Origin of the sequence: Streptomyces sp. Mut1, assembly GCF_030719295.1 — a bacterium.
In the GTDB taxonomy this organism is placed as follows: Bacteria; Actinomycetota; Actinomycetes; order Streptomycetales; family Streptomycetaceae; genus Streptomyces; species Streptomyces castrisilvae.
This window is the reverse complement of sequence record NZ_CP120997.1, coordinates 793,270-815,707: the sequence shown is the minus strand read 5'-3', so window position 1 is coordinate 815,707 and position 22,438 is coordinate 793,270. Positions and strand designations below refer to the sequence as shown.

Sequence of the window (22,438 nt, the reverse complement as noted above, 5' to 3'; positions counted from 1 at the left end):
GGTGGTCACTTGACGGCTCCGGCGGTCATGCCCGCGCGCCAGAAGCGCTGCAGGGCGAGGAAGGCGAGAAGGAGGGGGACGACGGACACCAGGGATCCGATGACCACCAGGGGCGGCGGCACGGCGACGTGGCTGGCGTTCCAGCCCACCAGGCCCACGGTGACCGGCTGCAGGCGGTCGTCGCCGAGAACCATGGCCGGCAGCAGGTAGTTGTTCCAGATCTCCACGAACTGGAACAGGAAGATGGTGACCAGTGCGGGCAGCAGCATCCGGACCACGATGCCGCGGAAGATCCGCAGCTCGCCGGCGCCGTCGAGCCGCCCGGCCTCCAGTACTTCGTCCGGGACGGTCTGCGACGCGAAGACCCGGGCCAGGTAGACCCCGAAGGGGCTGACCACACTGGGCAGCAGAACGGCCAGCGGGTTGTCGATGAGCCCGACGCTGGAGAACATCAGGTACAGCGGCAGGGTGAACAGTACTTTCGGGATCAGGACGGCCGCCAGCACCAGTCCGAAGACGGCTCCCCTGCCGGGGAAGTCGAATTTGGCCAGGGCGTATCCGGCGAGTGCGGAGAACAACGTCCCCAATAGCGCCCCGACACCGCAGTACATCAGGCTGTTGAGCATCCAGCGCCAGAAGATCCCGCCGTCCTGCTCGCCGAGCCGGACGATGTTGTCCCACAGCCCGAATCCGTCGAACCACAGGCCGCTGCCGCTGAACTGCTCACCGAACGGCTTGGTCGCCGAGACCAGCAGCCACCACAGGGGGAAGAGGAAATAGACGGCGGACAGTCCCAGGAGTGCGGTGACCGTGACACGGCTGGTGACAGTGGTCTCGCGCCGGGACGCCCTGCGGTTCGGGGCCGGCCGGAGGGACGGGGACCTGTGTGGTGTCTGTGCGGGCCGGGTGCCCGGCGCCGCCGGGTCGGTCCTCGCCGTGCTGATGGCGCTCATGCGGACTCCCGTCGGCCGGTAATCTTGAAGAACGTGATCGAAACGACCCCGACCAGCAGCGCGAGGATCACCGACTGGGCGGCCGCGTAGGGGTAGTTGCCCGCAGCTACGGCGCTCTGGGCCGACATGATCGGTGTGAAGGCCGACGAGATGGATCCGGCGGACACGGGTTGCAGGACGGCGGGCTCGTTGAACAGCTGGGCCGAGCCGATCACCGAGAAGACGGTGGTGAGTACGAGGGCACCGCGCACGGCCGGGACCTTGATGCTCCACGCCGTCCGGAAGGCGCCGGCACCGTCCACCCGCGCCGCCTCCAGCACCTCGGCGGGGATGGACTGCAGGGCCGCGTAGATGATGATCGTGTTGTAGCCGGCCCAGCTCCACGTGACGATGTTGGCGACGGACCAGAGCACCACGTCCGAGCCGAAGAAGGGCATGGTGACCCCGGCGTGTGCCAGGAGGCGGTTGACCGGGCTGGAGAGCGGCGAGTACATGAAGGACCAGATGAGGGCCGCGCTCACCCCGGGAACCGCGTACGGGAGGAACCCGGCGAGGCGGAAGAAGCCCTTGCCGCGGGCCGACTTGGCGTCCAGGAGGAGCGCGAGCCCGAGCGCCAGGCCCAGCATCACCGGCACCTGGACCACTCCGAAGAGCGCGACCCGGCCCAGTGAACCGATGAAGGCGTCGTCGTGCAGGGCCCGCGTGTAGTTGCCCAGCGGATCGAACACCTTGGTGGGAGCGGTCAGCCCGAGGCCGGAGCGCCGGATGGTGGAGAGACTGCTGACCGCGGCGTAGATGATCGGCGCCAGATACATTCCCGCGAACAGGACGAGGAAAGGCGCGCAGAACAGAAGCGGCTTGGCGGCGCGGGAGAGCGGCCGGTGCCGGACGGGCCGTCCGGAGGCGCGAGCGCCGGGCGGTGCGGCGGCGACCGCTCCCGGTGCGCTGGAATGGGACACGTGCGGATTCCTTCGTCGGGTGGGCTGCCTTGCGGTGGTCAGCGGCGCGGTACGCCCCGGCCGACGGCGGGGAGGGATCGGCCGGGGTGTACCGCTGCTTTCCCCTTGCTACGGAGTGGTCTTCAGGCCCTGCTTGCCCATCTCGGCGAGGGTCTTCTTCTGTGCGTCGCTCAGCGCGTCGGCGATGGAGCTCTTGCCTGCCCACGCCTTGCCGAGGCCGTCGTCCAGATCCGCCGCCGTCTTGGTCATCAGCGGTCCCCAGGTCCAGTCCGTCCCGACCTGCGCGGCGGCCTCGGCGAAGACCGGGTAGATGTTCTGCCCGCCGAAGTAGGGGTCTGCCTTGTTGAGCTGCGGCAGATCGAGGAGCTTCTTGGCCGCCGGGTAGAGCGCGGCCTTCTCGATCAGCGTGCCGTAGGTGGTGGGGTCGGTGCTCAGCCAGTGGGCGAACTCCCAGGCGGCCTTCGTGTCGTCGCAGCCCTTGAGGACGGCCGTGGCCGAGCCTCCCGCGTTCCCCGCCTTCGGGGCGTTCGCGTCCCACTGCGGCATCGGGGCCACGGCCCACTGCCCGGCCCCGGCCTTCGTGCCGCCCTTGATGACACCCGCCTGCCAGACCGCGCCGACCACCGTGGCGATGTCGCCGTTGCCCAGGCCGGTGTACCACCCCTGGTCGTACATCGGCGCGTTGCTGATCAGGTGGTCGTCGGCCAGACCCTGCCAGTAGTCGGCGATCTTCTTGTTGCCCGGCGAGTCCATCGTGACCTGCCAGGCATCGCCCTTGGTGGCGAACCAGCCCGCGTCCGCCTGCCACGCGAGGCCCGCGTAGTCGTAGTTGAGGTAGGGCGAGGACACGTAGTGCTTGGGGTCGGCGGCGTGGATCTTCTCGGCCGCGGTCCGGTATTCGGCCCAGGTGGCCGGGGGCTTGAGGCCGAGCTTGTCGAAGACCTTCTTGTTGTAGAACAGCGCCATCGGGCCGGTGTCGACCGGAGCGCCGAAGACCTGCTCGCCCAGGCTGACCGACTTCCAGGCGGCTTCCTGGAAATCCGCCTGGTCATCCGCGCTCACTTCGGCGGACACGTCCTGCAGCGCGCCCTGCGCCGCGAAGCTCGGCAGCGTCTCGTACCCCAGCTGTGCCAGACAGGGTGCGTTGCCGGCCTTCACGGCGTTCAGCATCTTCTGGTAGCCGCCCTTGGCTCCCGGCTGCACCGCCTGGTAGGTGACCTTGATGTCCGGGTGGGACGCGTTGAACGCCTTGACGGCCTGGGCGTAGCCGGGCGCCCACCCCCAGAATGTGACCGATGACTTGCCGTCTGCGGAGGACGAGCCGTCGTCCGATCCGCCGCAGCCGGCGGCGGTAAGTGTGAGGGCGAGGGCTCCGACCGCGCTCGCCACCCGGGCAACAGTGCTCTTCACAGCGTCTCCTCTGCGATGCGGCCAGCCCTGAAGGAAGGGCCGTGGGTGGCCCATAGAAGCTGGCCCGCGACGGGAATCAGTCGTTCCGACGCGCTCCATGGGCCGGAACTATGGCAGAAATTGTTACCGGTGCCAATGCTTCGGCGACGACAACCTCCCGGGGTGAGGGGCATGTGCCTGTTCGCGATGCCGCCCTCCATACACTTCTGGGGAGGTACGGGCAGGAAGGAACCCATGGGCAAGCAGGAAGCGCGCGCGGCACGCCAACCGGGCATGAGGGATGTGGCGCAGTTGGCCGGTGTATCGGCGCAGACCGTGTCGCGCGTGCTCGCCAACCACCCCAACGTGCAGGAGCGCACCCGGGCCAAAGTGCTGAGCGCGGTGCAGCAGCTGGGCTACCGCCGCAACAACGCCGCCCGGATGCTCTCCTCCGGCCTCAGCCGGACCATCGGTGTCGTCACGCTCCAGACCACGTTCTACTCGCGGGCGGCAGTCACGGCGGGTATCGAGTACGCGGCGCACGCCGCCGGATACGCGGTCAGCACGGCCACCACCGCCTCGCTGGACACCTCCGCCATCGAGGCAGCGCTTTCCCGGCTGGCCGACCAGGGCGTCGACGGCGTCATCCTGTCCGTGCCGCTGATCCACAGCAGCCCCCGTATCGAGCAGCTGACCCGGGCCGTTCCCACGATCACCATCGACGGCTCCCGGACCGACACGACCGAGGTCATCGCCATCGACCAGGCGTACGCGGCACGCCTGGCCACCCAGCACCTCCTGGACCTCGGCCACGAGACCGTCTGGCACATCGCGGGGCCCGAGCAGTGGCTGGAGGCAGCCGGCCGGCGCGACGGATGGCGCGAAACGCTGGAAGCCGCGGGCCGGGCGGCGCCCCCCGAGCTGGAGGGTGACTGGTCGCCCGCCTCCGGCTACCGCAACGGCCTCATCGTCGGCCGCATCCCGGACGCCACCGCCGTCTTCGTCGCAAGCGACGAAATGGCCTTCGGAGTGATCCGCGCCCTCACCGAACTCGGCCGCCGTGTCCCCGAGGACGTGTCCCTGGTCGGCATGGACGACATCGACCTCGCCGCGTACTGCACCCCTCCGCTGACCACCATCGCCCAGCCCTTCGCCCGTACCGGCGAACTCGCGGTCGCCCAGCTTCTGCGCCGCCCGGCCGATCCCGGCGGCACGGCCGGCCCGCAGAACCTGGAACCCGTACTGGTACTGCGCGCCAGCACCGCACCCCCGCGGGCCCGAGGCGCGGGGCGCACCAGCTGACGTCCGGGCGCACCTTCGACTCGCGACACAGGGACACAACCTCAAGGGGCACCTGAGGTCACACCCTCGCCGCACCCCGGCGCCGAGGCCTCCGGCGGCGCCGGGGTGATCCAGCGGACCCGCCCCCACTGGCGGCGGCAATCCGCGGTGGGTGCTCAGCGCCGCTCGGGGCCGCCGTACGACCGCCTCCCGAAGAGCCGGTCCACCCCGCCGTCGTGCTTCCACCGCCGACGGCACCCTCGCCACCCCGCGGCGCGACATCGGCTCGACACCGCGGCGGTGGGTGCTGGGCTCAACCCGCCCCGGGGTGGCGACGTCCGGGCCGTCCGCCGCCCCGCTTCAGCCCTGGCAGTCGGCCGTTCACCGAGCGAAGGTAACGGTCCGATAACCCATCTTGGCCCACGCCCGGCCGCAACCGATACTGGCGCATGCTCGATTCCGCTCGAAAGTCGCTCGTTTCGAGCAACTTTCAGCATCAGCCTTCCAGTGCAGTCCCCGTCCGAAGAAGAAGGACCCCGCGCATGGCCGATTCGATCGAATCCCGCACCACCACGGAAATCGCGTCACCACCCGGCACCCGGCGGCGCGCGGCGGCTCTCGTCCCGCAGGCGCGGAACGTGCTCCCCCGCGGCGGAGAGCGGGTGGCCGTGGTCGGCCGCGGAACGTCCTGGTTCATGGCCCTGCCGCGCGGCCACCTGGAGTCGGCCGGCCCGCTGCCCGCCGGGACGCGTCCCCTGTCCCGTGCCATCCAGGACGCGGAACGGGCGGTGGCCGCACCGCTGGATCCGCAGCTGTGCGACGCCGGGCCGCTGACCTTCCCCGGCGCCGGCTGGACGTACGGCCTGGACCCGGACCGCCCCCGCGACCCGACCCGCTCAGTGATCCTCGACGCCCATGCCTGACGTACTCGTGAAGCGCGGTCGCGTGCGCGACGGCAGCGGGGCGGAGAGGAGCCGGACACCGTGATCGTCACCGTCACCCTCAACGCCGCGCTCGACGTCACCTACGAGGTCGAGGCCTTGATCCCGCACGGGTCGCACCGGGTGACCGGTGTCCCCCACAGGCGCGCCGGCGGCAAGGGCGTCAACGTCGCCCGAGTGCTGGCCGCGCTCGGTCGCCCCGCCCTCGTCACCGGTTTCGCCGGCGGACCGACGGGCCGGGCCATCCGCGACGATCTCCGCGCTGCCGGACTCGCGGACGCCCTGGTGCCAGTGGCGGACGACTCCCGCCGTACGCTCACCGTGGTCTCCCGCCGGGACGGCGACGCGACCGTCTTCAACGAGCCCGGGGCGACAGTGAGCACCGCCGAATGGGACGGCTTCGTGGACCGCTTCCCCCGCCTCGTGCAGGACGCCCACGTCGTAGTGCTCTCCGGCAGCCTGCCGCCGGGACTGCCGTCCGACGCCTACGCCGACCTGATCCGGGCATCCCACCAGGCGGGCGCGGCGACGGTCCTCGACACCAGCGGCAGCGCCCTGCTGGACGCCCTGAGCGCGGGTCCGGACGTCGTCAAACCCAACGCCGCCGAACTCCTCGAAGCAACGGGCCGGCAGGACGTGGCCCGGGCCGCGGCCGACCTGCGCACGCACGGCGCGAAGGCGGTGGTCGTCTCCCAGGGGCCCGAGGGCCTGCTCGCGGTCACACGGACGGGGAGCTGGCACGCGGTCCCACCGGAGCGCTTGTCGGGCAATCCCACCGGCGCGGGTGACGCCTGCGTGGCCGCGCTCGCCGCGGGTCTGGCGGACGGCCTGACCTGGGAGGCGGTCCTGCGGGAGGCGGTCGCCCTCTCCGCCGCGGCCGTGCCGTGCCCCCTGGCCGGCGACTTCGACGCCCGCCTCCATCACCGTTTCCGTACCCACGTCGCTCTGGAGAAGATCCATGCCGCTCATACCTACTGACGACATCGTCGGCCCGGCCCACGAGGCAGGAAGGGGGGTCGGCGCGTTCAACGTCGTGCAGCTGGAACACGCCGAGGCCATCGTGGCCGGGGCCGAACGGGCCGGACAGCCGGTCATCCTCCAGATCAGCGAGAACACCGCGCGCTACCACCGCGCCCTGGCGCCCCTCGGCCACGCCTCGCTGGCCATCGCCCGCTCCTCACGTGTCCCGGTCGCCGTCCACCTCGATCACGCGGAGTCCGTGGACCTGGTCCGCGAAGCCGTCGAACTCGGCTTCACCTCGGTCATGTTCGACGCCTCCAAGCTGCCGTACGGCGAGAATCTCGCCGCCACCCGTGAGGTGACGCGGTACTGCCACCGGGCGGACGTGTGGGTCGAGGCCGAACTCGGCGAGGTCGGTGGCAAGGACGGCGCCCACGCTCCCGGCGTACGGACCGACCCCGAGGAGGCAGTCGCCTTCACCGCGGCCACGGCGGTCGACGCCCTGGCCGTCGCAGTGGGCAGTTCACACGCCATGGCAACCCGTGACGCCGCCGTCGACCTCACGCTGATCGCGCGGCTGCGCGAGGTGCTCGACGTGCCGCTGGTGCTGCACGGCTCGTCCGGTGTGGATGACGACGGTCTGGCCGAGGCGGTCGCCGCAGGCATGACCAAGGTGAACATCTCCACCCACCTCAACACACTCTTCACCCGGGCCACGCGCCGCGAACTCGCCGCGAACGCTGCCCTGACCGACCCCCGCACCTACCTGGGCGCCGCCCGTGCGGCGGTCGAGAGCGAGGTGGCCCGGCTCCTGGAACTCCTCACCGTCCGCGGACGGTGAGAGTGCGGGCACGTGTGAAGGCCCTGCCGCCTGGCTCGCGGGCCGGACGCTCGTCGCCGGCTATCACCCTCGGTTACGATGCTCCCTTCGTGCCGGAAGCCGGCAGCCAGGGGCGCGGCACCATCGACGGTCTGCTTGGGGAGCGGGGGGACCGGCTCGCCGGCCGAAACTCCCCGGATTCTCCCCAGCGCCGTTGACCCGTGATTCGTGCCGCTCCGCTGCGGAGCATTGGTCCGTGGATTGTAAGGCTGAAGAGATGGGTGGCCCGGGAAAGTGCTGGAAGAGGTCGTAGCGACCCGCTATGTCACGCCCCTGCGTGAAGGCGGCTCGCTCCCCGGGATCGTCGAGGCCGACGATCTCGGTACGTACGTCATGAAATTCACCGGAGCCGGACAGGGGCGCAAGACCCTCGTCGCGGAGGTGATCTGCGGGCAGCTCGGGCGGCGGCTCGGGCTGCGTGTGCCCGAACTCGTGCGGATCCAGCTGGACCCGGTCATCGGGCTCGCCGAGCCCGACCAGGAGGTGCAGGAGCTGCTCAAGGCCAGCGGCGGCCTCAACCTGGGGATGGATTTCCTGCCCGGCTCGCTCGGCTTCGACGCGCTCGCCTACGAGGTGGACCCGCGCGAGGCCGGACGGGTCGTCTGGTTCGACGCGCTGATCAACAACGTCGACCGGTCATGGCGCAATCCGAACATGCTGGTCTGGCACGGCGACCTCTGGCTCATCGACCACGGCGCCACCATGATCTGGCACCACAACTGGCCCGGCGCCCAGGCGTCCGCCGCCAAGCCGTACAACGCGTCCGACCACGCGCTCGCCCCCTTCGGGCCCGACATCGCCTCGGCCGCGGCCGAGCTGGCGCCGCTGGTCACCCCCGCACTCCTCGCCGAGGTCGCGGCCGAGGTCCCCGACGAGTGGCTGGTGGACGAGCCGGGCTTCGACTCGACGGACCGGCTGCGCCGGGCCTACGTGGACGCGCTGCTCGCGCGGGCCGCCACCATCCATGAGCGGATCGTCCTGGACGCGCCCACCCCCGACAAGCCGTCCCAGGCCCCGGGCTGGATCACCGAACGCCTGGCCCCGCGCCACGACCAGCAGAGCGACGAGCACAGCGACCAGGGCGGCCGGGCATGAACGAGCGCGATGTCTTCGAGTACGCCCTGCTGCGCGTGGTGCCCCGCGTCCAGCGCGGCGAGTGCTTCAACGCCGGGGTGGTGGTCTACTGCCGCGCGAAGGGCTTCGTGGCCGCCCGCACCGAACTCGACGAGGGAAAGCTGAGGGCGCTGGACCCCGGCGCCGACGTGACCGGGGTGCGGGCCGCGCTGCACGCCGTCGAGGGGATCTGCCGCGGCGGCAGGGACGCGGGCCAGGCGGCCGGCGACGACGCCGGGCGGCGGTTCCGCTGGCTGATCGCGCCGCGCTCGACCGTCGTACAGCCCGGCCCCGTGCACAGCGGCCTCACCGCCGACCCCGCCGCCGAGGTGGAGCGGCTGCTCGACCTGCTGGTGCGCTGACACGGCCCCGTTGCCGCCGTCCGCGCACGGCGTGACGGCGGCCCGGCGGAGTGTGACATGCGCCGCTGCGCCCGTGGGCCGTTGACACCGGGTGCCAGGGCTTCTAGCGTCTCGTCTGCTGAAGGTACTAAGCGGTTGCTCAGTTATCGGGGCGGTTCTCGCGGGGAACGTCCCGACGTCCGCTGAGCCGCGATCCAAGGGCGAGGAGAGCCAAGCATGTCCACCAGCGAGCAGCGCGTAGCCATCGTGACGGGAGCGGCCCGGGGCATCGGTGCCGCCACCGCGGTCCGTCTGGCGGCCGAGGGCCGCGCCGTCGCCGTACTCGACCTCGACGAGGCGGCCTGCAAGGACACGGTCGAGAAGATCACCGCCGCCGGGGGCAGGGCCCTCGCCGTCGGCTGTGACGTGTCGGACAGCGCCCAGGTGGAAGCCGCCGTCGCCCGGGTCGCCGCCGAGCTCGGCGCCCCGACCATCCTCGTCAACAACGCGGGTGTGCTCCGCGACAACCTGCTCTTCAAGATGAGCGAGTCCGACTGGGACATCGTGATGAACGTGCACCTCAAGGGCGCGTTCCTGATGGCCAAGGCCGTCCAGAAGCACATGGTGGACGCCAAGTTCGGCAGGATCGTGTCGCTGTCCTCCTCCTCGGCGCTCGGCAACCGCGGCCAGGCCAACTACGCGGCGGTCAAGGCGGGGCTCCAGGGCTTCACCAAGACCCTCGCCAAGGAGCTCGGCAAGTTCGGCGTCACCGCCAACGCAGTCGCGCCCGGTTTCATCGTCACCGAGATGACCGCGCAGACCGCGGCCCGGGTCGGCATGGGCTTCGAGGAGTTCCAGGCGGCCGCCGCCACCCAGATCCCGGTGCAGCGCGTCGGCTTCCCCGAGGACATCGCCAACGCCATCGCCTTCTTCACGGGCGACGACGCGGGCTTCGTCTCCGGACAGGTCATGTACGTCGCCGGCGGACCGCTCAACTGACCCGAAGGGCTGCGGACATCATGACTGTGCAGGACAGCGGCAAGGTCGCGCTGATCACCGGCGCGAGCCGGGGCATCGGATACGGCATCGCTCAGGCCCTCGTCGCGCGCGGCGACCGGGTGTGCATCACCGGGCGCGGCGAGGACGCCCTGAAGGAGGCCGTCGAGGCACTCGGCGCGGACCGGGTCATCGGCGTCGCCGGCAAGGCGCACGACGAGGCGCACCAGGAGGCGGCCGTCGCCCGCACCATGGAGGCGTTCGGCCGGGTCGACTTCCTGGTCAACAACGCCGGCACCAACCCGGTGTTCGGGCCGATGGCGGAGCTGGACCTCGGCGTCGCCCGCAAGGTCTTCGAGACCAACGTCGTCTCGGCGCTCGGCTTCGCCCAGCAGACCTGGAAGGCCTGGCAGAAGGAGAACGGCGGGGCGATCGTCAACATCGCCTCCGTCGCCGGCGTCTCCGCCTCGCCCTTCATCGGCGCGTACGGGATGAGCAAGGCGGCCATGGTCAACCTGACCCTTCAGCTGGCGCACGAGTTCGCGCCGGTGGTCCGGGTCAACGCCATCGCGCCCGCGGTCGTCAAGACCCGGTTCGCCCAGGCGCTGTACGAGGGCCGTGAGGCGGAGGCGGCAGCCGCCTATCCGCTGGGCAGGCTCGGGGTGCCGGAGGACATCGGCGGCGCCGCGGCCTTCCTCACCTCCGGTCAGTCCGACTGGATCACCGGGCAGACCCTGGTGGTCGACGGCGGCATTTTCCTGAATGCCGGCGTGGGCTGAGATCGGCCTGGGCCGATATGGCCCTGATTGCCTCAAGCGCCCTGCCGGACCGGTCGATTGACCCGGCGGGGCGCTGCGGTATCGTCTGCCGACCCATGGCTGATCGAGGAGCGTGCACGTGTTCTACCGGGCCAGTCTGCAGGCTGCTGCAGCCCTTGCGTCCCTGTCCTTGCTCGCCGGCTGCGGGCTGCTGCCCGGCGGCGGCTCGGACGTGGATCAGAAGCTCGCCGTCGGGACGACGAGTGAGCCTTCGACCCTCGATCCGGCAGCGGCATGGGACGGCTCCTGGGAGCTGATGCGCAATGTGTTCCAGACGCTGGTGAGCTTCCCCACCGGTAGTACGAAGCCCGAGCCGGACGCGGCGGAGGAATGCAGGTTCACCGACCGCACCAGCACTGCCTACCGGTGCAAGCTCCGCAAGGGGCTGAAGTTCTCCAACGGGGACAAGCTCGACGCCGAGGCCGTGAAGTACTCCATCGACCGGATCTCGGAGATCGGGGTCAAGGGCGGACCGGTCGGCATGCTGGGCTCGCTCGACCGGGTGGAGACCAAGGGCGACGACGTCGTCATCTTCAACCTGAAGAAGCCGGACGCCACCTTCCCGTTCATCCTGGCGACCCCGGCCATGTCGCTGGTGGCGCCGGGCGCCTACTCGAAGCACAAGATCCGCACCGACGGCAAGGTCACCGGCTCCGGCCCCTACCTGCTGGACTCCTACAAGCAGGGCGACCGCTCGGAGCTGGTGAGGAACCCCGACTACAAGGGGTTCGCCGACCGCAAGAACGACGCCGTGACCATCCGGTACTTCAAGGAGTCCGGCGCCATGGTGGCCGCGCTCAAGAAGAACGAGATCGACGCCACCTACCGCGGTCTGTCCGCCGAGGACGTCGTCAGCATCGAGGACAACCAGGACAAGGACAGCACGCTCCAGATCGTGGAGTCCGTCGGCGCCGACATCCGCTTCCTCGTCTTCAACCCGGACGACCCGGCCGCCGGGAAACCGGCCGTCCGCCGGGCGATAGCCCAGCTGGTGGACCGTGACGCGCTGGTCGCCAAGGTCTACCGGGGTACGGCCGAACCGCTGTACTCGATGGTCCCCAAGGGCATCGCCGGGCACACCACCAGCTTCTTCGACACCTTCGGCGACCCCAGCAAGGACAAGGCCCGCCAGATCCTCGCCGACGCGGACATCACCACGCCCGTCCCGCTGACCTTCTGGTTCACGACCGACCGCTACGGTTCGTCCACGGCCCCCGAGTTCGACGAGCTCAAGCGCCAGCTCGATGCCTCCGGGCTCTTCCGCGTCACACTGAAGAGCAGGCCCTGGAAGACCTTCCAGGAGGGCTTCACCAAGGGCGAGTACCCGGTCTTCGGCCGCGGCTGGTTCCCCGACTTCCCGGACCCGGACAACTTCATCGCCCCGTTCGTCGGCAAGGACAGCGTCACCGGCATGCCGTACGTGAAGGACGAGATCACCAAGCAGCTGCTGCCCCAGTCCCGCAAGGTCAGCGACCGCGGCGCCGTCGGCGAGGAGTTCGAGCGGGCCCAGAAGATCCTGGTGGACGACGTGCGGCTGCTGCCGCTGTGGCAGGGCAAGCTGTACGTCGCGGCGGGCGAGGACATCGGCGGCGGCGAGCGCGCGCTCGACCCGCAGACCGTCATGCAGATGTGGGAGCTGTACCGCAAGGCCAGCTGGTAGCCGCGCGTGAGCGGGCTCCGGCCCGCTCACGCACCTCGTTGTCAGTGGCGCCCGGTAGGTTCTGGCAGCAAGAACGGATCGCTACCGGAGGTTGTTTCACGTGACCGACACCGACCTGCTGCCCGAGTCCTGGCGCGGCGTCCTCGGCGAAGAGCTGCAGAAGCCGTACTTCAAGGAGCTCACCGAATTCGTCGAGGAGGAGCGGTCCGCCGGACCGGTCTACCCGCCCCGGGAGCAGGTGTTCGCGGCGCTGGACGCGACCCCGTACGACCAGGTGAAGGTCCTGGTCCTCGGCCAGGACCCCTACCACGGCGAGGGCCAGGGACACGGCCTCTGCTTCTCCGTCCGGCCGGGTGTGAAGACGCCGCCCTCGCTGCGCAACATCTACAAGGAGATGAAGGAGGAGCTCGGCCTGCCCGTCCCGGACAACGGATATCTCATGCCGTGGGCCGAGCAGGGCGTCCTGCTGCTCAACGCCGTGCTGACCGTCCGCGCGGGCGAGGCCAACTCCCACAAGGGCAAGGGCTGGGAGAAGGTCACGGACGCGGTGATCCGCGCCGTCGCCGCCCACCCCGACCCGGCCGTCTTCGTGCTCTGGGGGAACTACGCGCAGAAGAAGCTCCCGCTCATCGACACCGAGCGCCACGTGGTGGTGAAGGGGGCCCACCCCTCACCGCTGTCCGCGAAGAAGTTCTTCGGCTCCCGCCCGTTCACCCGGATAAACGAGGCCGTCGCCCAGCAGGGCCACCAGCCCATCGACTGGCGCATCCCCGACCTGGGCTGAGCCGCCCGTGGGCCGAGCCTCACCGTGATCGCCCGCCCCGGCGGCCAGGGACTGTCCCGCATTCCCGGTGGATCAGCGCGCGGCGTCGGATGCGGTGCACCGCAAGGCGGAGAGACACCCGCATACTGGACGTATTCGGGCGTTTCGACAGCGCGGCGAGGTGCCGTAGCCGGCGTCGTGCGCCCGCCAGGAATTGCGGGACAGCCCTCGGCGTCGACACCGGATGACCGGCCGCGACGGCCGGGTGCGGGCGCAGAGGTGTGAAGGAGGCCGTGGTGACGGAGCAGCAGGAGATGTCGGAGGACGTCTTCATGACCAGGATCGGCCAGGCGGTCATGCTGCTGCACGGTGGCGACCGCGAAGAGGCCCGCAACCGCTTCGGCGCGCTCTGGGCGGAGATCGGCGAGGACGGTGACGCGCTGCACCGCTGCACGCTGGCGCACTACCTGGCCGATACGCAGGACGACCCGGCCGACGAGCTGGCCTGGGACCTCCGGGCGCTGACCGCCGCCCGGTCCCTGACCGACGCGCGCGCGGCAGGACACCGGGACGCGCTCGCGGTGCGCGCCTTCTACCCCTCGCTGCACCTCAACCTGGCGGCGGACTACGTGAAGCTCCGTCGCCCCGCGGCCGCCCGGCTCCATCTGGACCGGGCCAGGGCGGCCTCGGACGTGCTCGCGGACGACGGCGCGGACGACGGATACGGGGGAGGCGTCCGCGCGGCCATCGGCAGGCTGGAGCGGCGGCTGCGGGAGTGGTGACGCGCGCCCCCGTGGCCCGTCGCCGCCCTCCCGTCACCGGCCGTACGTGTCGTCGCAGATCCGGGACTGCGGGCTGCCCGCCGGCCAGTTCCCGTACCCCCGCCCCAGGGCACACACCCCGTTCCCGGTGACGGGCGCGGGCAGGGCGGGGGCCGGTACGGAGGGGACGGCCCGGGGCGGCTGGGGCTTGGCCGGCGCGCCGCCGCCCCGCTGTCGCGGAGTGCCGGGCCCGCCGGGCCGCGCGGCAGGGGGCGCCGCCGGGCGGTGGGAGGCGGCGGACGGGGCGGCGGAGGGTTTCGCCTTCGGCGCCGCCTCCAGGGTGTCGTGGACCGGGGGCCGGGCGGTCTGCGGGGAGAGGTCGTGGGCCGGCCGGCTGGTCTCCGGGCGCGGCGGCGCGGCCGGCTGCGGCTGGACGGACATACACCCCGACAGGGCCGCGATCGCCACCCCGGCCAGGAGCTTCACGGTGGTTCTGGTTCGCTGCACCTGGTCAACTCTGGGTGCGGAACCGCCCCCGGGTGGGCCGGAATGCCGGGATTGGCCCGCACGAGTGATCACGCGCCCGCGTATGCTGCCGGACGGCGCGCCGACGGGACCGCGGCGTACGGCGCCCTCCAGCGAGAGGAAGACTCTGTGAAGGTCGGCTGCATCGGGCTCGGCGACATCGCGCAGAAGGCGTACCTGCCGGTACTCGGCACCCTGCCGGAGGTCGAACTGCATCTGCAGACCCGCACCCCGGCCACCCTGGCCTCGGTCGCAGCCGCCCACCGCATCCCCGCCGGGCAGTGCCACCGGGACCTCGACTCGCTGCTCGCCCAGGGGCTGGACGCGGCGTTCGTGCACGCGCCGACCGCCGTGCACCCCGAGATCGCGAGCCGGCTGCTCGAAGCGGGCGTCCCGACCTACGTGGACAAGCCCCTCGCGTACACCCTGGAGGAGTCCACCCGCCTGGTGGAGCTCGCCGAGGCGCGCGGCGTCGGCCTCGCGGTCGGCTTCAACCGGCGGCTGGCACCGGGGTACGCGCAGTGCGCGGAGCAGCCGCGCGAGCTGATCCTCATGCAGAAGAACCGGGTCGGGCTCCCCGAGGAGCCCCGGGCCATGGTGCTGGACGACTTCATCCACGTCGTGGACACACTGCGCTTCCTCGTGCCGGGACCGGTCGAGCGCACCGTGGTGAGCGGAAGGCTGGCCGACGGTCTGCTGCACCACGTCGTGCTCCAGCTGTCCGGTGACGGCTTCACGGCCATCGGCGCGATGAACCGGCTCAGCGGCTCCACCGAGGAGCGACTCGAAGTCTCCGGGCAGGACACCAAGCGCGAGGTCCTCAACCTCGCGGAGGTCATCGACCACCAGGGACAGCCGACCGTGCAGCGGCGCGGCGACTGGGTGCCGGTGGCCCGTCAGCGCGGCATCGAGCAGAGCGTGCTGGCGTTCCTGGACGCCGTACGCGAGGGCAGGCAGCTCAGCGCCAGGGACGCCCTGGAGACCCACGAACTGTGCGAGCGCGTCCTGCGCGACCTGGACGTCGCCTAAGGGCTGTCCGGCGTCACATCCCCGTCGTTCGCCAGGAGGACGGGTCGCGCGGCGGCATACGGGGACGTGACGCCGGCTCTAGGATCCGGCGGAGGCGGCCACCCCCACCGCCCGCGTACGCCCCCGGCCGCGCAGAGCCCGTACGCCCTCGAACGCGCAGTACACGGCCAGCACGCCCAGCGCCCCGTACAGCGGCCAGTCGCCCAGGCGTACGTACAGCGTCGTGCCCCGGGCCAGCGGCACCCCGTACACCGCGGTGCCGCTGGTGTCCGTACCGAGCGGGGCGCCGACGGCCTCGCCCCGGGGGCCGTACACCGCGCTCACGCCCGTGAGGGTGGCGTGCACCATCGGGCGGCCGCTCTCCGCCGCCCGCAGCGCGCCGAGCGAGGCGTGCTGGCCGGGGGCCCAGCCCTGCTGGAACGACGACGTGGAGGACTGGGCGACCAGGAGCTGGACCCCGTCCCGGACGAGCCGGCGGCTCATGTCGGGGAACGCGGACTCGAAGCAGACCAGCGGGCCGAGCCGCAGGCCGTCCGCTCCGGGCAGCCGCATCGTCACCGGACCCGTGCCGCGCAGCCGGTCCTCACCCGCCGCCCGGCCCATCGAGGTCGCCCAGCCGAGAGCCGACCTGGCCGGGATGTACTCGCCGAACGGGACGAGCCGCATCTTGTCGTAACGGTCCCCGGTCAGCCCGCGCGGACCCACCAGGACCGCGGACTTGAAGATCCCGGTCCGCCCCGCCCCATCGGTCTGCCGGGCGTCCACGTTCACCAGCAGGTCGGCGCCCACCGTCCGCGACAGCGCGGCGAGCCGGGCCGCGACGTCGGGCCGCCGGGCCGGATCGACACCGAGACTGCTCTCGCCCCACACCACCAGGTCCAGATCCCGCCCCGCCAGTGAGCGTGTCAGCTCCTCGCCGCGCGCCAGCCGCCGCTGCACGCTGCCCGGACCCTCCACCAGGCCGGGCTGCACGACGGCGATCCGGGCCGTCCCCGACCACTCCGGCCGCGGCGCCCACATCCACGCCGAACCGACGGCCAGGGCGCCCACCACGAGCGAGACGACGGCCGCGGCGCGGGCGGCGGAGTGCGTGACCAGCACGGTGAGCGCGGTGTTCACCGCCACCACCAGCAGGCTCACCAGCCACGTCCCGCCCACCGAGGCCAGCCGGAGCGCGGGCGCCACCTGCCACTGGCTCGCTCCGAGCAGCCCCCAGGGGCCGCCCAGCGCCTCCCAGGAACGGACCAGTTCGATCATCAGCCAGCCGCACGGGACCACGACCACCGCCGCGGCCACCGCGACCCCGGTCATCTGCCCCCGCAGCAGCCGGCCCACCAGCAGCCCCCACGGCGCCCACAGCAGACCGAGCAGGGCCGCCAGGATCACGATGAACACATGGAGGCTCGGCATCAGCCAGTGGTGCACGGCGAGCATGTAGCCCGTCCCGCCCAGCCACCCGTCGAGCGCCGCCCGGCGAGCCGTGGGGGCGGACCGGATCAGCAACAGGAGCGGCACCAGGCAGACATAGGCGAACCACCAGAGCGAAGGCGCCGGAAAGGCGAGCGCCGGCAGCGCACCGGCCACCAGCGCGGCGGCCGCACGCCACGATGCCCGGTCGAGCATCCGTGCGCCCCGCTCGCGCCACCCGGCCCACGAGTCCATGCCGCGCCTCCTCGTCCCGCCTCCGGCAGGTCGGTCCCCGTCCGGTTCCGCACTACTTCCCCAGTGTGGGGCAGCGGAAGCGGACCCGGCCGGCCGGCCGTCAGCAGGGGACCACGGCGACCGGGCCCATGGCGTGCGTGAGCGTCGTGTGCGCCACCGGTGAGAGCCCGAGCCCCAGGGACTCGCCGCCCCGCCGCCGCCCGATCACAGTCAGCGCGGCGGTCGCTGACGCGGTGACCAGGGTGCGGGTCGCGGAGCCGTTGACGGGTTCCTTCATGACCTCGACCTGCGGGTAGGCCGCGCGCCGGCCGGCGGTCAGCTCGGCCAGCGAACGCTCCGCCGCGTCCGCGGCCGCGTCCCGGTCGAAGACCGGACCGCCGGAGAGCATCGACGAGAACATCGTCCAGCCGTGCACGATCCGCAGCCGGGCGCCCGGACGCACCGCCGCCGTCTCGAACGCGAAGTCCAGCACCTCTTCACTGCTCTCGTCGGCGGCGACCCCGGCGACGATGTCCCGGACCCCCTCGCCGGACGCCCGCTCCGGATCGTCACCGGCCCGGCCGCCGTGCACGATCACCACGGGGCACTTCGCCATCGAGGCCGTCGCCAGGCTGTTGGACCCCAGCATCAGGGAGCGGAACCCGCCGAGGCCGCGCGAACCGAGCACCAGGAGCGAGGCGTCCCGGCTCAGCGAGACCAGCGCGGCCGACGGGAAGTCGAGCGGTGCGAGCGTCGAGGGCCGCAGCCCGGGAGCCGTCCGGGCCACCTGGCGCACGGCCGCCGCCAGCAGCTCCCGCGCCTCCTGCTCCTGCGCCTCCTGCCCGGTGCGCCGGCCCAGCTGCCGGACATGCACGACGAGCAGCGGCAGCTCCCGTACGACCGCCTCGCGGGCCGCCCAGTCCAGCGCTTCCACGCTGTGCGAGGAACCGTCGACCGCCGCGATCACGGGAAGCTCGGTGCCGCTCATGGGTTCCTCTCCGCCGTCCGGACCTGTTGCGTACGTTACGGCGGACCTTGGCCGGATGCCGAGGCGGGAGAGGCCGTCCGGGCCCGCCTGCACCTATGCTCGCGGGATGGAGCAGAGCGAAGTCGTGAAGCGTGTGGTCGGCATCCTCACCGAAGCGGGAGAGATGCGCCGGCTCTTGGAGGAGAACCCCGACCGCGACGACCCCAGCACCGATTCCACCGTCGTCACCGCCCTCCTCAACGAGACGATGCCGCGGATCGCGATCCCGGAGGACGCCACCGTCGAGGACGTGGTGGTCCTGGTCGGCCGGGAGGTCGGCGGCGCGGTGGAGCAGCTCGTCGGCGCGTTCACGCTGGCGTTCGCGATGCTGGCGCAGGTGCACGACGCGGGGCAGATGGACGTGACCTCGGCGGACGTGCTTCAGGACCTGGCCCTGCGCGCCGAGCAGTTCGGCGCCGAGGGCCCCGACGAGACGGACCTCTGACCACGGCGGACCGACCGGCGGGGGTACTCCGACCGGCGTACCCCCGCCGCCTTCCCGCGTACGACGACGGGCGGGCAGCCCCCGGGAGATGCTCCGCACCATGGACCACCGGACCGCTCCAGCACCCGCCCCGCCCGTCCGCGCCGCCGCCCGCTCCCGCACCCGGCGTGACGGCACGCCGCGGATCGAACGCCTCTGTCACGCCACCGGAGCCCTGCTCATCGGCTCCGGCCTCCTGCACCTGTTCGTCCTCGCCGTCGACGGGGGGCCGTGGGAGGGGCCGGTCTCCTGGCGCAAGCCCATCACCTTCGGAGTCTCCTTCGGCCCGACCCTGCTCGCGGTCGTGTGGATCTCCTCCTACCTGCGGATGGGCGCCCGCCTCCGGGCCGTGCTGCTGGGCGTGTTCGCCGCCGACTGCGTGCTGGAGGTCGCCGGAATCACCGTGCAGGCCTGGCGCGGGGTGCCGTCCCACTTCAACATGGAGACCCCCTTCGACACCGCGGTCTCGATGTCGCTGGCCTTCGGCGGGGCGGTGCTGGTCGCCGTCCTGTCGACGCTCACGGCGGCCGCGTTCGCCCGCCGCCCGGACGGACCGGCCGGCATGGCCCTCGCCCTGCGGGCCGGCTTCGCGATCCTCGGCGTCGGACTGCTCTCGGGGGCCGCCATGATCGCGCGGGGCGTGTATCTGACGCGTACGGGGCACCAGTTGGCCGGTTACGCCTCCACCGCGCCCCTCAAACCCCTGCACGGGGTGAGCCTGCACGCCGTACTGGTGCTCCCCGTGCTGGCCCGCGTCCTGGACACCACCTCCTGGAGCACGCGGACCCGGCTGCGCGCCGTGCGCACGGCCGTGGGCGCTTACGCACTGGCCGTGGCGGCCGCGCTGGTGTGGGCGGCCGCCACCTACTGATCGGCCGGGGAGGCGAATGCGCGGGCGCCCACGGCGACGGCGGCGACCGCCGGACCGGGAGCAGCGGATAGTCTCTGCGGGCCCCGTCAAAACCGGTGCCCCGGCGCGTCCGTGGGACCGGGACGGCGCCGCGCCCCCGCAGCCACGGTCCCCGGACCGGCGGCCCGGGGGCCTCCCACACCGACTGAGATGCAACAGGAGACTCGATGGCTGATACCCCGCCGCGTCAGGTTCAACGGCGCTCGGACGACAGCGCGGCGGCCGACGCCCAGGGCGGTGCGGAGGCCGTACCGGCACCGCGCTACCAGGGCCTGTTCGTCGAGCCCGACCTTCCGCCGTTCGCCGAGACCGACTGAGAGCCGCGCGGCACGGCCCTGCCGCCCCGCCCCCATGGGCACCGGGCGGCAGGGCCATCGACGGACTCAGGACCGCGCACGCGGAGTGGCCACGACCTTCCGTCGTCGCGCAGTGCGCCGGCTGCTGCCGCGGTTGTCAGTGGCTGCTGCAACCATGCGCCCATGAACTCGGACGGCGCGGAAAAGAAGACTCTGTCGGCGTTCCTCGCGGCACAGCGAGCCGGCGTGCTGGCCATCGTCGACGGGCTTGACACACAGGCACTGACCACGTCGGTTCTGCCCTCCGGCTGGACACCCCTCGGACTCATGGAACACCTGGGACATGCCGAGAGGTACTGGTTCCAGGAGATCGTCACCGGAGCAGCCGAGCCGTTGCCATGGCCCGATGAACATGCCCCCCTGACGACACCACGAGAGCCGCAGGTGGTTTTCGCCTTCTACGAAGACCAGTGCCGCCGTTCCGACGCCGTGATCGCCCGCACACCGTTGTCCGCAGCCCCGGCGGGCCGCCATCCCGAACCACTGGGAGACGAATTGGCCGAGCTGCGCGGGATCATCATGCATGTCATCGAAGAGACCGCCCGTCACGCCGGGCATCTGGACATCGCCCGCGAACTGCTCGACGGACGAACAGGACTTGGACCTCGCTGAGCACCGGTCCACGGCCCGGACCGGAGACCAGCCCCCACTGTCCCGACAGACCCCGGGGCCGCTGCCCCGACACCTGGCTCATGGTGTCGGGACATCGGCGTCCGCTCAGCCCGCCGACTCGCCGGCGTGCGGGCTCAGCGCCCCGGCGCCGATCAGGGCGAAGAGCAGCACGCCCAGGATGATCCGGTAGATGACGAAGGGCATGAAGCTCTTGGTGGTGATGAACTTCATGAACCACGCGATGACCGCGTACCCGACACCGAACGCGATGAAGGTCGCGAAGATGGTCGGGCCCCACGAGACATGGCCCTCGCCCGCGTCCTTCAGCTCGAAGACGCCCGAGGCGAGCACCGCCGGGACGGCGAGCAGGAACGAGTAACGCGCCGCCGCCTCACGGGTGTAGCCCATCAGCAGACCGCCGCTGATCGTGGCGCCGGAGCGGGAGACGCCCGGGACCAGGGCCATGGCCTGGCAGAAGCCGTAGATCAGGCCGTCCTTGACGCCCAGTTCCTTCAGGGTCTTGCGCTGCTTGATGGCGCGGTGCTTGCCGCCCGTCTCGTCCCGGGCGGCCAGCCGGTCCGCGACGCCGAGGACGATGCCCATGACGATCAGCGTGGTGGCGATCAGCCGCAGATCGCGGAACGGGCCCTCGATCTGGTCCTTGAACGTCACACCGAGCACGCCGATGGGGATGGAACCGACGATGACGAGCCAGCCCATCTGCGCGTCGTGGTCCCCGCGCATCGAACGGTTCGTCAGCGACCTGAACCACGCCGAGACGATCCGGACGATGTCCTTGCGGAAGTAGATGAGGACCGCGGCCTCCGTCCCGATCTGGGTGATCGCGGTGAACGCCGCACCCGGGTCGTGCCAGCCGGCGAACGCCGCGGTGAGCCGCAGATGGGCGCTGGAGGAGATCGGCAGGAACTCGGTCAGTCCCTGTACGAGGCCGAGGACGAATGATTCGAACCAGCTCATGGGGCGTCGGCCATCCCGGGGTGCTCGTGCGGCGGCCGACGGCGTCGGCGGCGGGCGGATTGCGGTCGTGCGAGGACAGGGCCGCGCCGGGCCCCGCTTCGTCTGTCGGTCGCGGGCAGCGTATCGCCCCCGGGTGAACAGCCGACGACACCCCCCGCGCGGCCAGGCCCGTCGCGGGGGCCCTCACGGCCGGCGCCGGCGCCCCGGGCGGTGACGGCGGCGCCACGCGATCACGGCCGCGCCGGCCCCCGTCAGCACGATGAATCCCATCGCCACGAGGAACGCGGGCGAGGTGGGCGAGGAGGCCTCGCTGCCCGCCACGACGTACGCGGCCGTGTTCGGGATCGAGCCAAGACCGGTGGCCACCAGGAACGGCGGATAGCCCATGCGGGAGACGGCGGCACAGTAGTTGGCGGCGGCGAACGGCACCCCGGGGAAGAGGCGCAGCGCCAGCATCGAACGGAAGCCGTGCCGGCTCAGCTGCCCGTCCGCCGCCCGCAGCCAGCGTCCGCGCACCAGCGTGCGCAGCGCGTCCTGGCCCAGCACCCGGCCCAGCATGAAGGAGATTCCCGCGCCCAGCACGGTGCCCGCGAGCGCGGCCGCGAGACCGGCCTGCGAGCCGAACAGCGCGCCCGCCGCGAGGTTGAGCAGCGGCCGGGGCGCGAAGGCCACCGTGCAGACGCCGTACGCGAGTCCGAAGAGCGCGACCGTCGCGGCGCCACCGCTCAGCCGCGCGGGCGGGCCGGACATCAGCAGCCGTTGCGGCTCCATGAGCAGCATCACCGTCGTGGCGGCCAGCAGCACCGCGACGAGCAGCGAGAGCCGGGACCACGGCGAGAGCAGCACCCGTGTACAGCGCACGGTGAGACCGGGGGCGGGGCGGGGGACGGGGTCGAGCATTCGGGGAGAGTAACCGACATACGTGTGTGATCGCCGTAATGCGTCACCGGACACCGCCCGGCGCGCTGGTCGCCCCCGGACCGCCAATACCCCTGGCCCCCGACGTAATTCGCTCGACGGGCCGGCGGGCCGTCGGAGATGATCGGGCCATGTTCCGGTAC

24 protein-coding genes are annotated in these 22,438 nt (G+C 71.8%); 16 read left to right on the top strand and 8 right to left on the bottom strand.

Annotation, left to right across the window (positions count from 1 at the left end):
• Positions 1–5: 5 nt before the first annotated feature.
• From P8A18_RS03220 to P8A18_RS03210, 3 genes are all read right to left on the bottom strand, one after another.
• On the bottom strand, positions 6–953 hold the full coding sequence (locus tag P8A18_RS03220; protein ID WP_306051594.1) for a carbohydrate ABC transporter permease: 948 nt from the start codon (positions 951–953) through the stop codon (positions 6–8).
• On the bottom strand, positions 950–1,912 hold the full coding sequence (locus tag P8A18_RS03215) for a carbohydrate ABC transporter permease (protein WP_371933631.1): 963 nt from the start codon (positions 1,910–1,912) through the stop codon (positions 950–952). The genes P8A18_RS03220 and P8A18_RS03215 overlap by 4 nt, the downstream gene beginning before the upstream one ends.
• Positions 1,913–2,020: 108 nt before the next feature.
• Complete coding sequence (locus tag P8A18_RS03210) at positions 2,021–3,322, bottom strand: ABC transporter substrate-binding protein (protein ID WP_306051591.1); 1,302 nt, start codon at positions 3,320–3,322, stop codon at positions 2,021–2,023.
• A gap of 234 nt (positions 3,323–3,556) precedes the next feature.
• On the opposite strand from P8A18_RS03210, the gene P8A18_RS03205 reads away from it, so the two are divergent.
• From P8A18_RS03205 to P8A18_RS03155, 11 genes are all read left to right on the top strand, one after another.
• The gene (locus P8A18_RS03205) at positions 3,557–4,603 is read left to right on the top strand and encodes a LacI family DNA-binding transcriptional regulator (RefSeq protein WP_306051588.1); all 1,047 of its coding nucleotides are present in this window, start codon (positions 3,557–3,559) and stop codon (positions 4,601–4,603) included.
• A gap of 521 nt (positions 4,604–5,124) precedes the next feature.
• On the top strand, positions 5,125–5,505 hold the full coding sequence (locus P8A18_RS03200; RefSeq protein WP_306051586.1) for a hypothetical protein: 381 nt from the start codon (positions 5,125–5,127) through the stop codon (positions 5,503–5,505).
• Between the two features lie 60 nt (positions 5,506–5,565).
• On the top strand, positions 5,566–6,501 hold the full coding sequence (locus P8A18_RS03195) for a 1-phosphofructokinase family hexose kinase (RefSeq protein ID WP_306051584.1): 936 nt from the start codon (positions 5,566–5,568) through the stop codon (positions 6,499–6,501).
• Positions 6,482–7,324 carry a class II fructose-bisphosphate aldolase gene (locus P8A18_RS03190; RefSeq protein WP_306051582.1) on the top strand — a complete coding sequence of 281 codons (843 nt, stop codon included), beginning with the start codon at positions 6,482–6,484 and terminating at the stop codon, positions 7,322–7,324. Before P8A18_RS03195 ends, P8A18_RS03190 begins: the two co-directional genes overlap by 20 nt.
• A 273-nt stretch (positions 7,325–7,597) precedes the next feature.
• Positions 7,598–8,458, top strand: a complete 861-nt coding sequence (locus tag P8A18_RS03185) for a HipA family kinase (protein WP_306051580.1) — start codon at positions 7,598–7,600, stop codon at positions 8,456–8,458.
• On the top strand, positions 8,455–8,838 hold the full coding sequence (locus P8A18_RS03180; RefSeq protein WP_018555172.1) for a DUF3037 domain-containing protein: 384 nt from the start codon (positions 8,455–8,457) through the stop codon (positions 8,836–8,838). The genes P8A18_RS03185 and P8A18_RS03180 overlap by 4 nt, the downstream gene beginning before the upstream one ends.
• Before the next feature lie 216 nt (positions 8,839–9,054).
• Complete coding sequence (gene fabG, locus P8A18_RS03175; protein WP_018555173.1) at positions 9,055–9,816, top strand: 3-oxoacyl-ACP reductase FabG; 762 nt, start codon at positions 9,055–9,057, stop codon at positions 9,814–9,816.
• A 20-nt stretch (positions 9,817–9,836) separates the two neighbouring features.
• Positions 9,837–10,592 (top strand): SDR family oxidoreductase, encoded by a 756-nt coding sequence (locus tag P8A18_RS03170; RefSeq protein ID WP_026250290.1) that lies wholly within the window; start codon positions 9,837–9,839, stop codon positions 10,590–10,592.
• 118 nt (positions 10,593–10,710) lie between these two features.
• On the top strand, positions 10,711–12,291 hold the full coding sequence (locus tag P8A18_RS03165) for an ABC transporter substrate-binding protein (RefSeq protein WP_306060646.1): 1,581 nt from the start codon (positions 10,711–10,713) through the stop codon (positions 12,289–12,291).
• 100 nt (positions 12,292–12,391) lie between these two features.
• Positions 12,392–13,075 (top strand): uracil-DNA glycosylase, encoded by a 684-nt coding sequence (locus tag P8A18_RS03160; RefSeq protein ID WP_306051578.1) that lies wholly within the window; start codon positions 12,392–12,394, stop codon positions 13,073–13,075.
• 275 nt (positions 13,076–13,350) lie between these two features.
• Entirely contained in the window at positions 13,351–13,836 is a 486-nt protein-coding gene (locus P8A18_RS03155) for a hypothetical protein (RefSeq protein ID WP_018555177.1), read from the top strand.
• Positions 13,837–13,869: 33 nt separating this feature from the next.
• Here the strand turns inward: P8A18_RS03155 and P8A18_RS03150 are convergent, their stop codons facing one another.
• Positions 13,870–14,301, bottom strand: a complete 432-nt coding sequence (locus P8A18_RS03150) for a hypothetical protein (protein WP_306060644.1) — start codon at positions 14,299–14,301, stop codon at positions 13,870–13,872.
• Positions 14,302–14,469: 168 nt separating this feature from the next.
• Between P8A18_RS03150 and P8A18_RS03145 the strand changes: the two genes are divergently transcribed.
• Positions 14,470–15,369: a Gfo/Idh/MocA family protein gene (locus tag P8A18_RS03145; protein ID WP_306051575.1), complete on the top strand. Its 900-nt coding sequence runs from the start codon at positions 14,470–14,472 to the stop codon at positions 15,367–15,369.
• Between the two features lie 78 nt (positions 15,370–15,447).
• On the opposite strand, the gene lnt is transcribed toward P8A18_RS03145, so the two are convergent.
• Both lnt and P8A18_RS03135 read right to left on the bottom strand, forming a co-directional pair.
• Complete coding sequence (gene lnt, locus P8A18_RS03140; protein WP_306051573.1) at positions 15,448–17,031, bottom strand: apolipoprotein N-acyltransferase; 1,584 nt, start codon at positions 17,029–17,031, stop codon at positions 15,448–15,450.
• A gap of 100 nt (positions 17,032–17,131) precedes the next feature.
• Complete coding sequence (locus P8A18_RS03135; RefSeq protein ID WP_306051571.1) at positions 17,132–17,998, bottom strand: universal stress protein; 867 nt, start codon at positions 17,996–17,998, stop codon at positions 17,132–17,134.
• A gap of 106 nt (positions 17,999–18,104) precedes the next feature.
• Here P8A18_RS03135 and P8A18_RS03130 point away from each other — a divergent pair, with 106 nt between their 5' ends.
• The 4 genes from P8A18_RS03130 (at position 18,105) to P8A18_RS03115 (ending at position 20,399) form a co-directional block, all read left to right on the top strand.
• Entirely contained in the window at positions 18,105–18,482 is a 378-nt protein-coding gene (locus P8A18_RS03130; protein ID WP_026250291.1) for a hypothetical protein, read from the top strand.
• Between the two features lie 100 nt (positions 18,483–18,582).
• Complete coding sequence (locus P8A18_RS03125; protein WP_306051568.1) at positions 18,583–19,392, top strand: hypothetical protein; 810 nt, start codon at positions 18,583–18,585, stop codon at positions 19,390–19,392.
• 206 nt (positions 19,393–19,598) lie between these two features.
• On the top strand, positions 19,599–19,748 hold the full coding sequence (locus P8A18_RS03120) for a hypothetical protein (RefSeq protein WP_018555184.1): 150 nt from the start codon (positions 19,599–19,601) through the stop codon (positions 19,746–19,748).
• A 162-nt stretch (positions 19,749–19,910) separates the two neighbouring features.
• The gene (locus P8A18_RS03115; RefSeq protein ID WP_306051566.1) at positions 19,911–20,399 is read left to right on the top strand and encodes a DinB family protein; all 489 of its coding nucleotides are present in this window, start codon (positions 19,911–19,913) and stop codon (positions 20,397–20,399) included.
• Positions 20,400–20,504: 105 nt separating this feature from the next.
• On the opposite strand, the gene P8A18_RS03110 is transcribed toward P8A18_RS03115, so the two are convergent.
• Together P8A18_RS03110 and P8A18_RS03105 are read right to left on the bottom strand one after the other, a co-directional pair.
• Entirely contained in the window at positions 20,505–21,377 is an 873-nt protein-coding gene (locus P8A18_RS03110) for an undecaprenyl-diphosphate phosphatase (RefSeq protein WP_306051564.1), read from the bottom strand.
• Positions 21,378–21,560: 183 nt separating this feature from the next.
• A complete protein-coding gene (locus P8A18_RS03105) occupies positions 21,561–22,277 on the bottom strand; it encodes a TVP38/TMEM64 family protein (protein ID WP_306051562.1) in 717 nt (238 codons plus the stop codon).
• Positions 22,278–22,438: the final 161 nt, after the last annotated feature.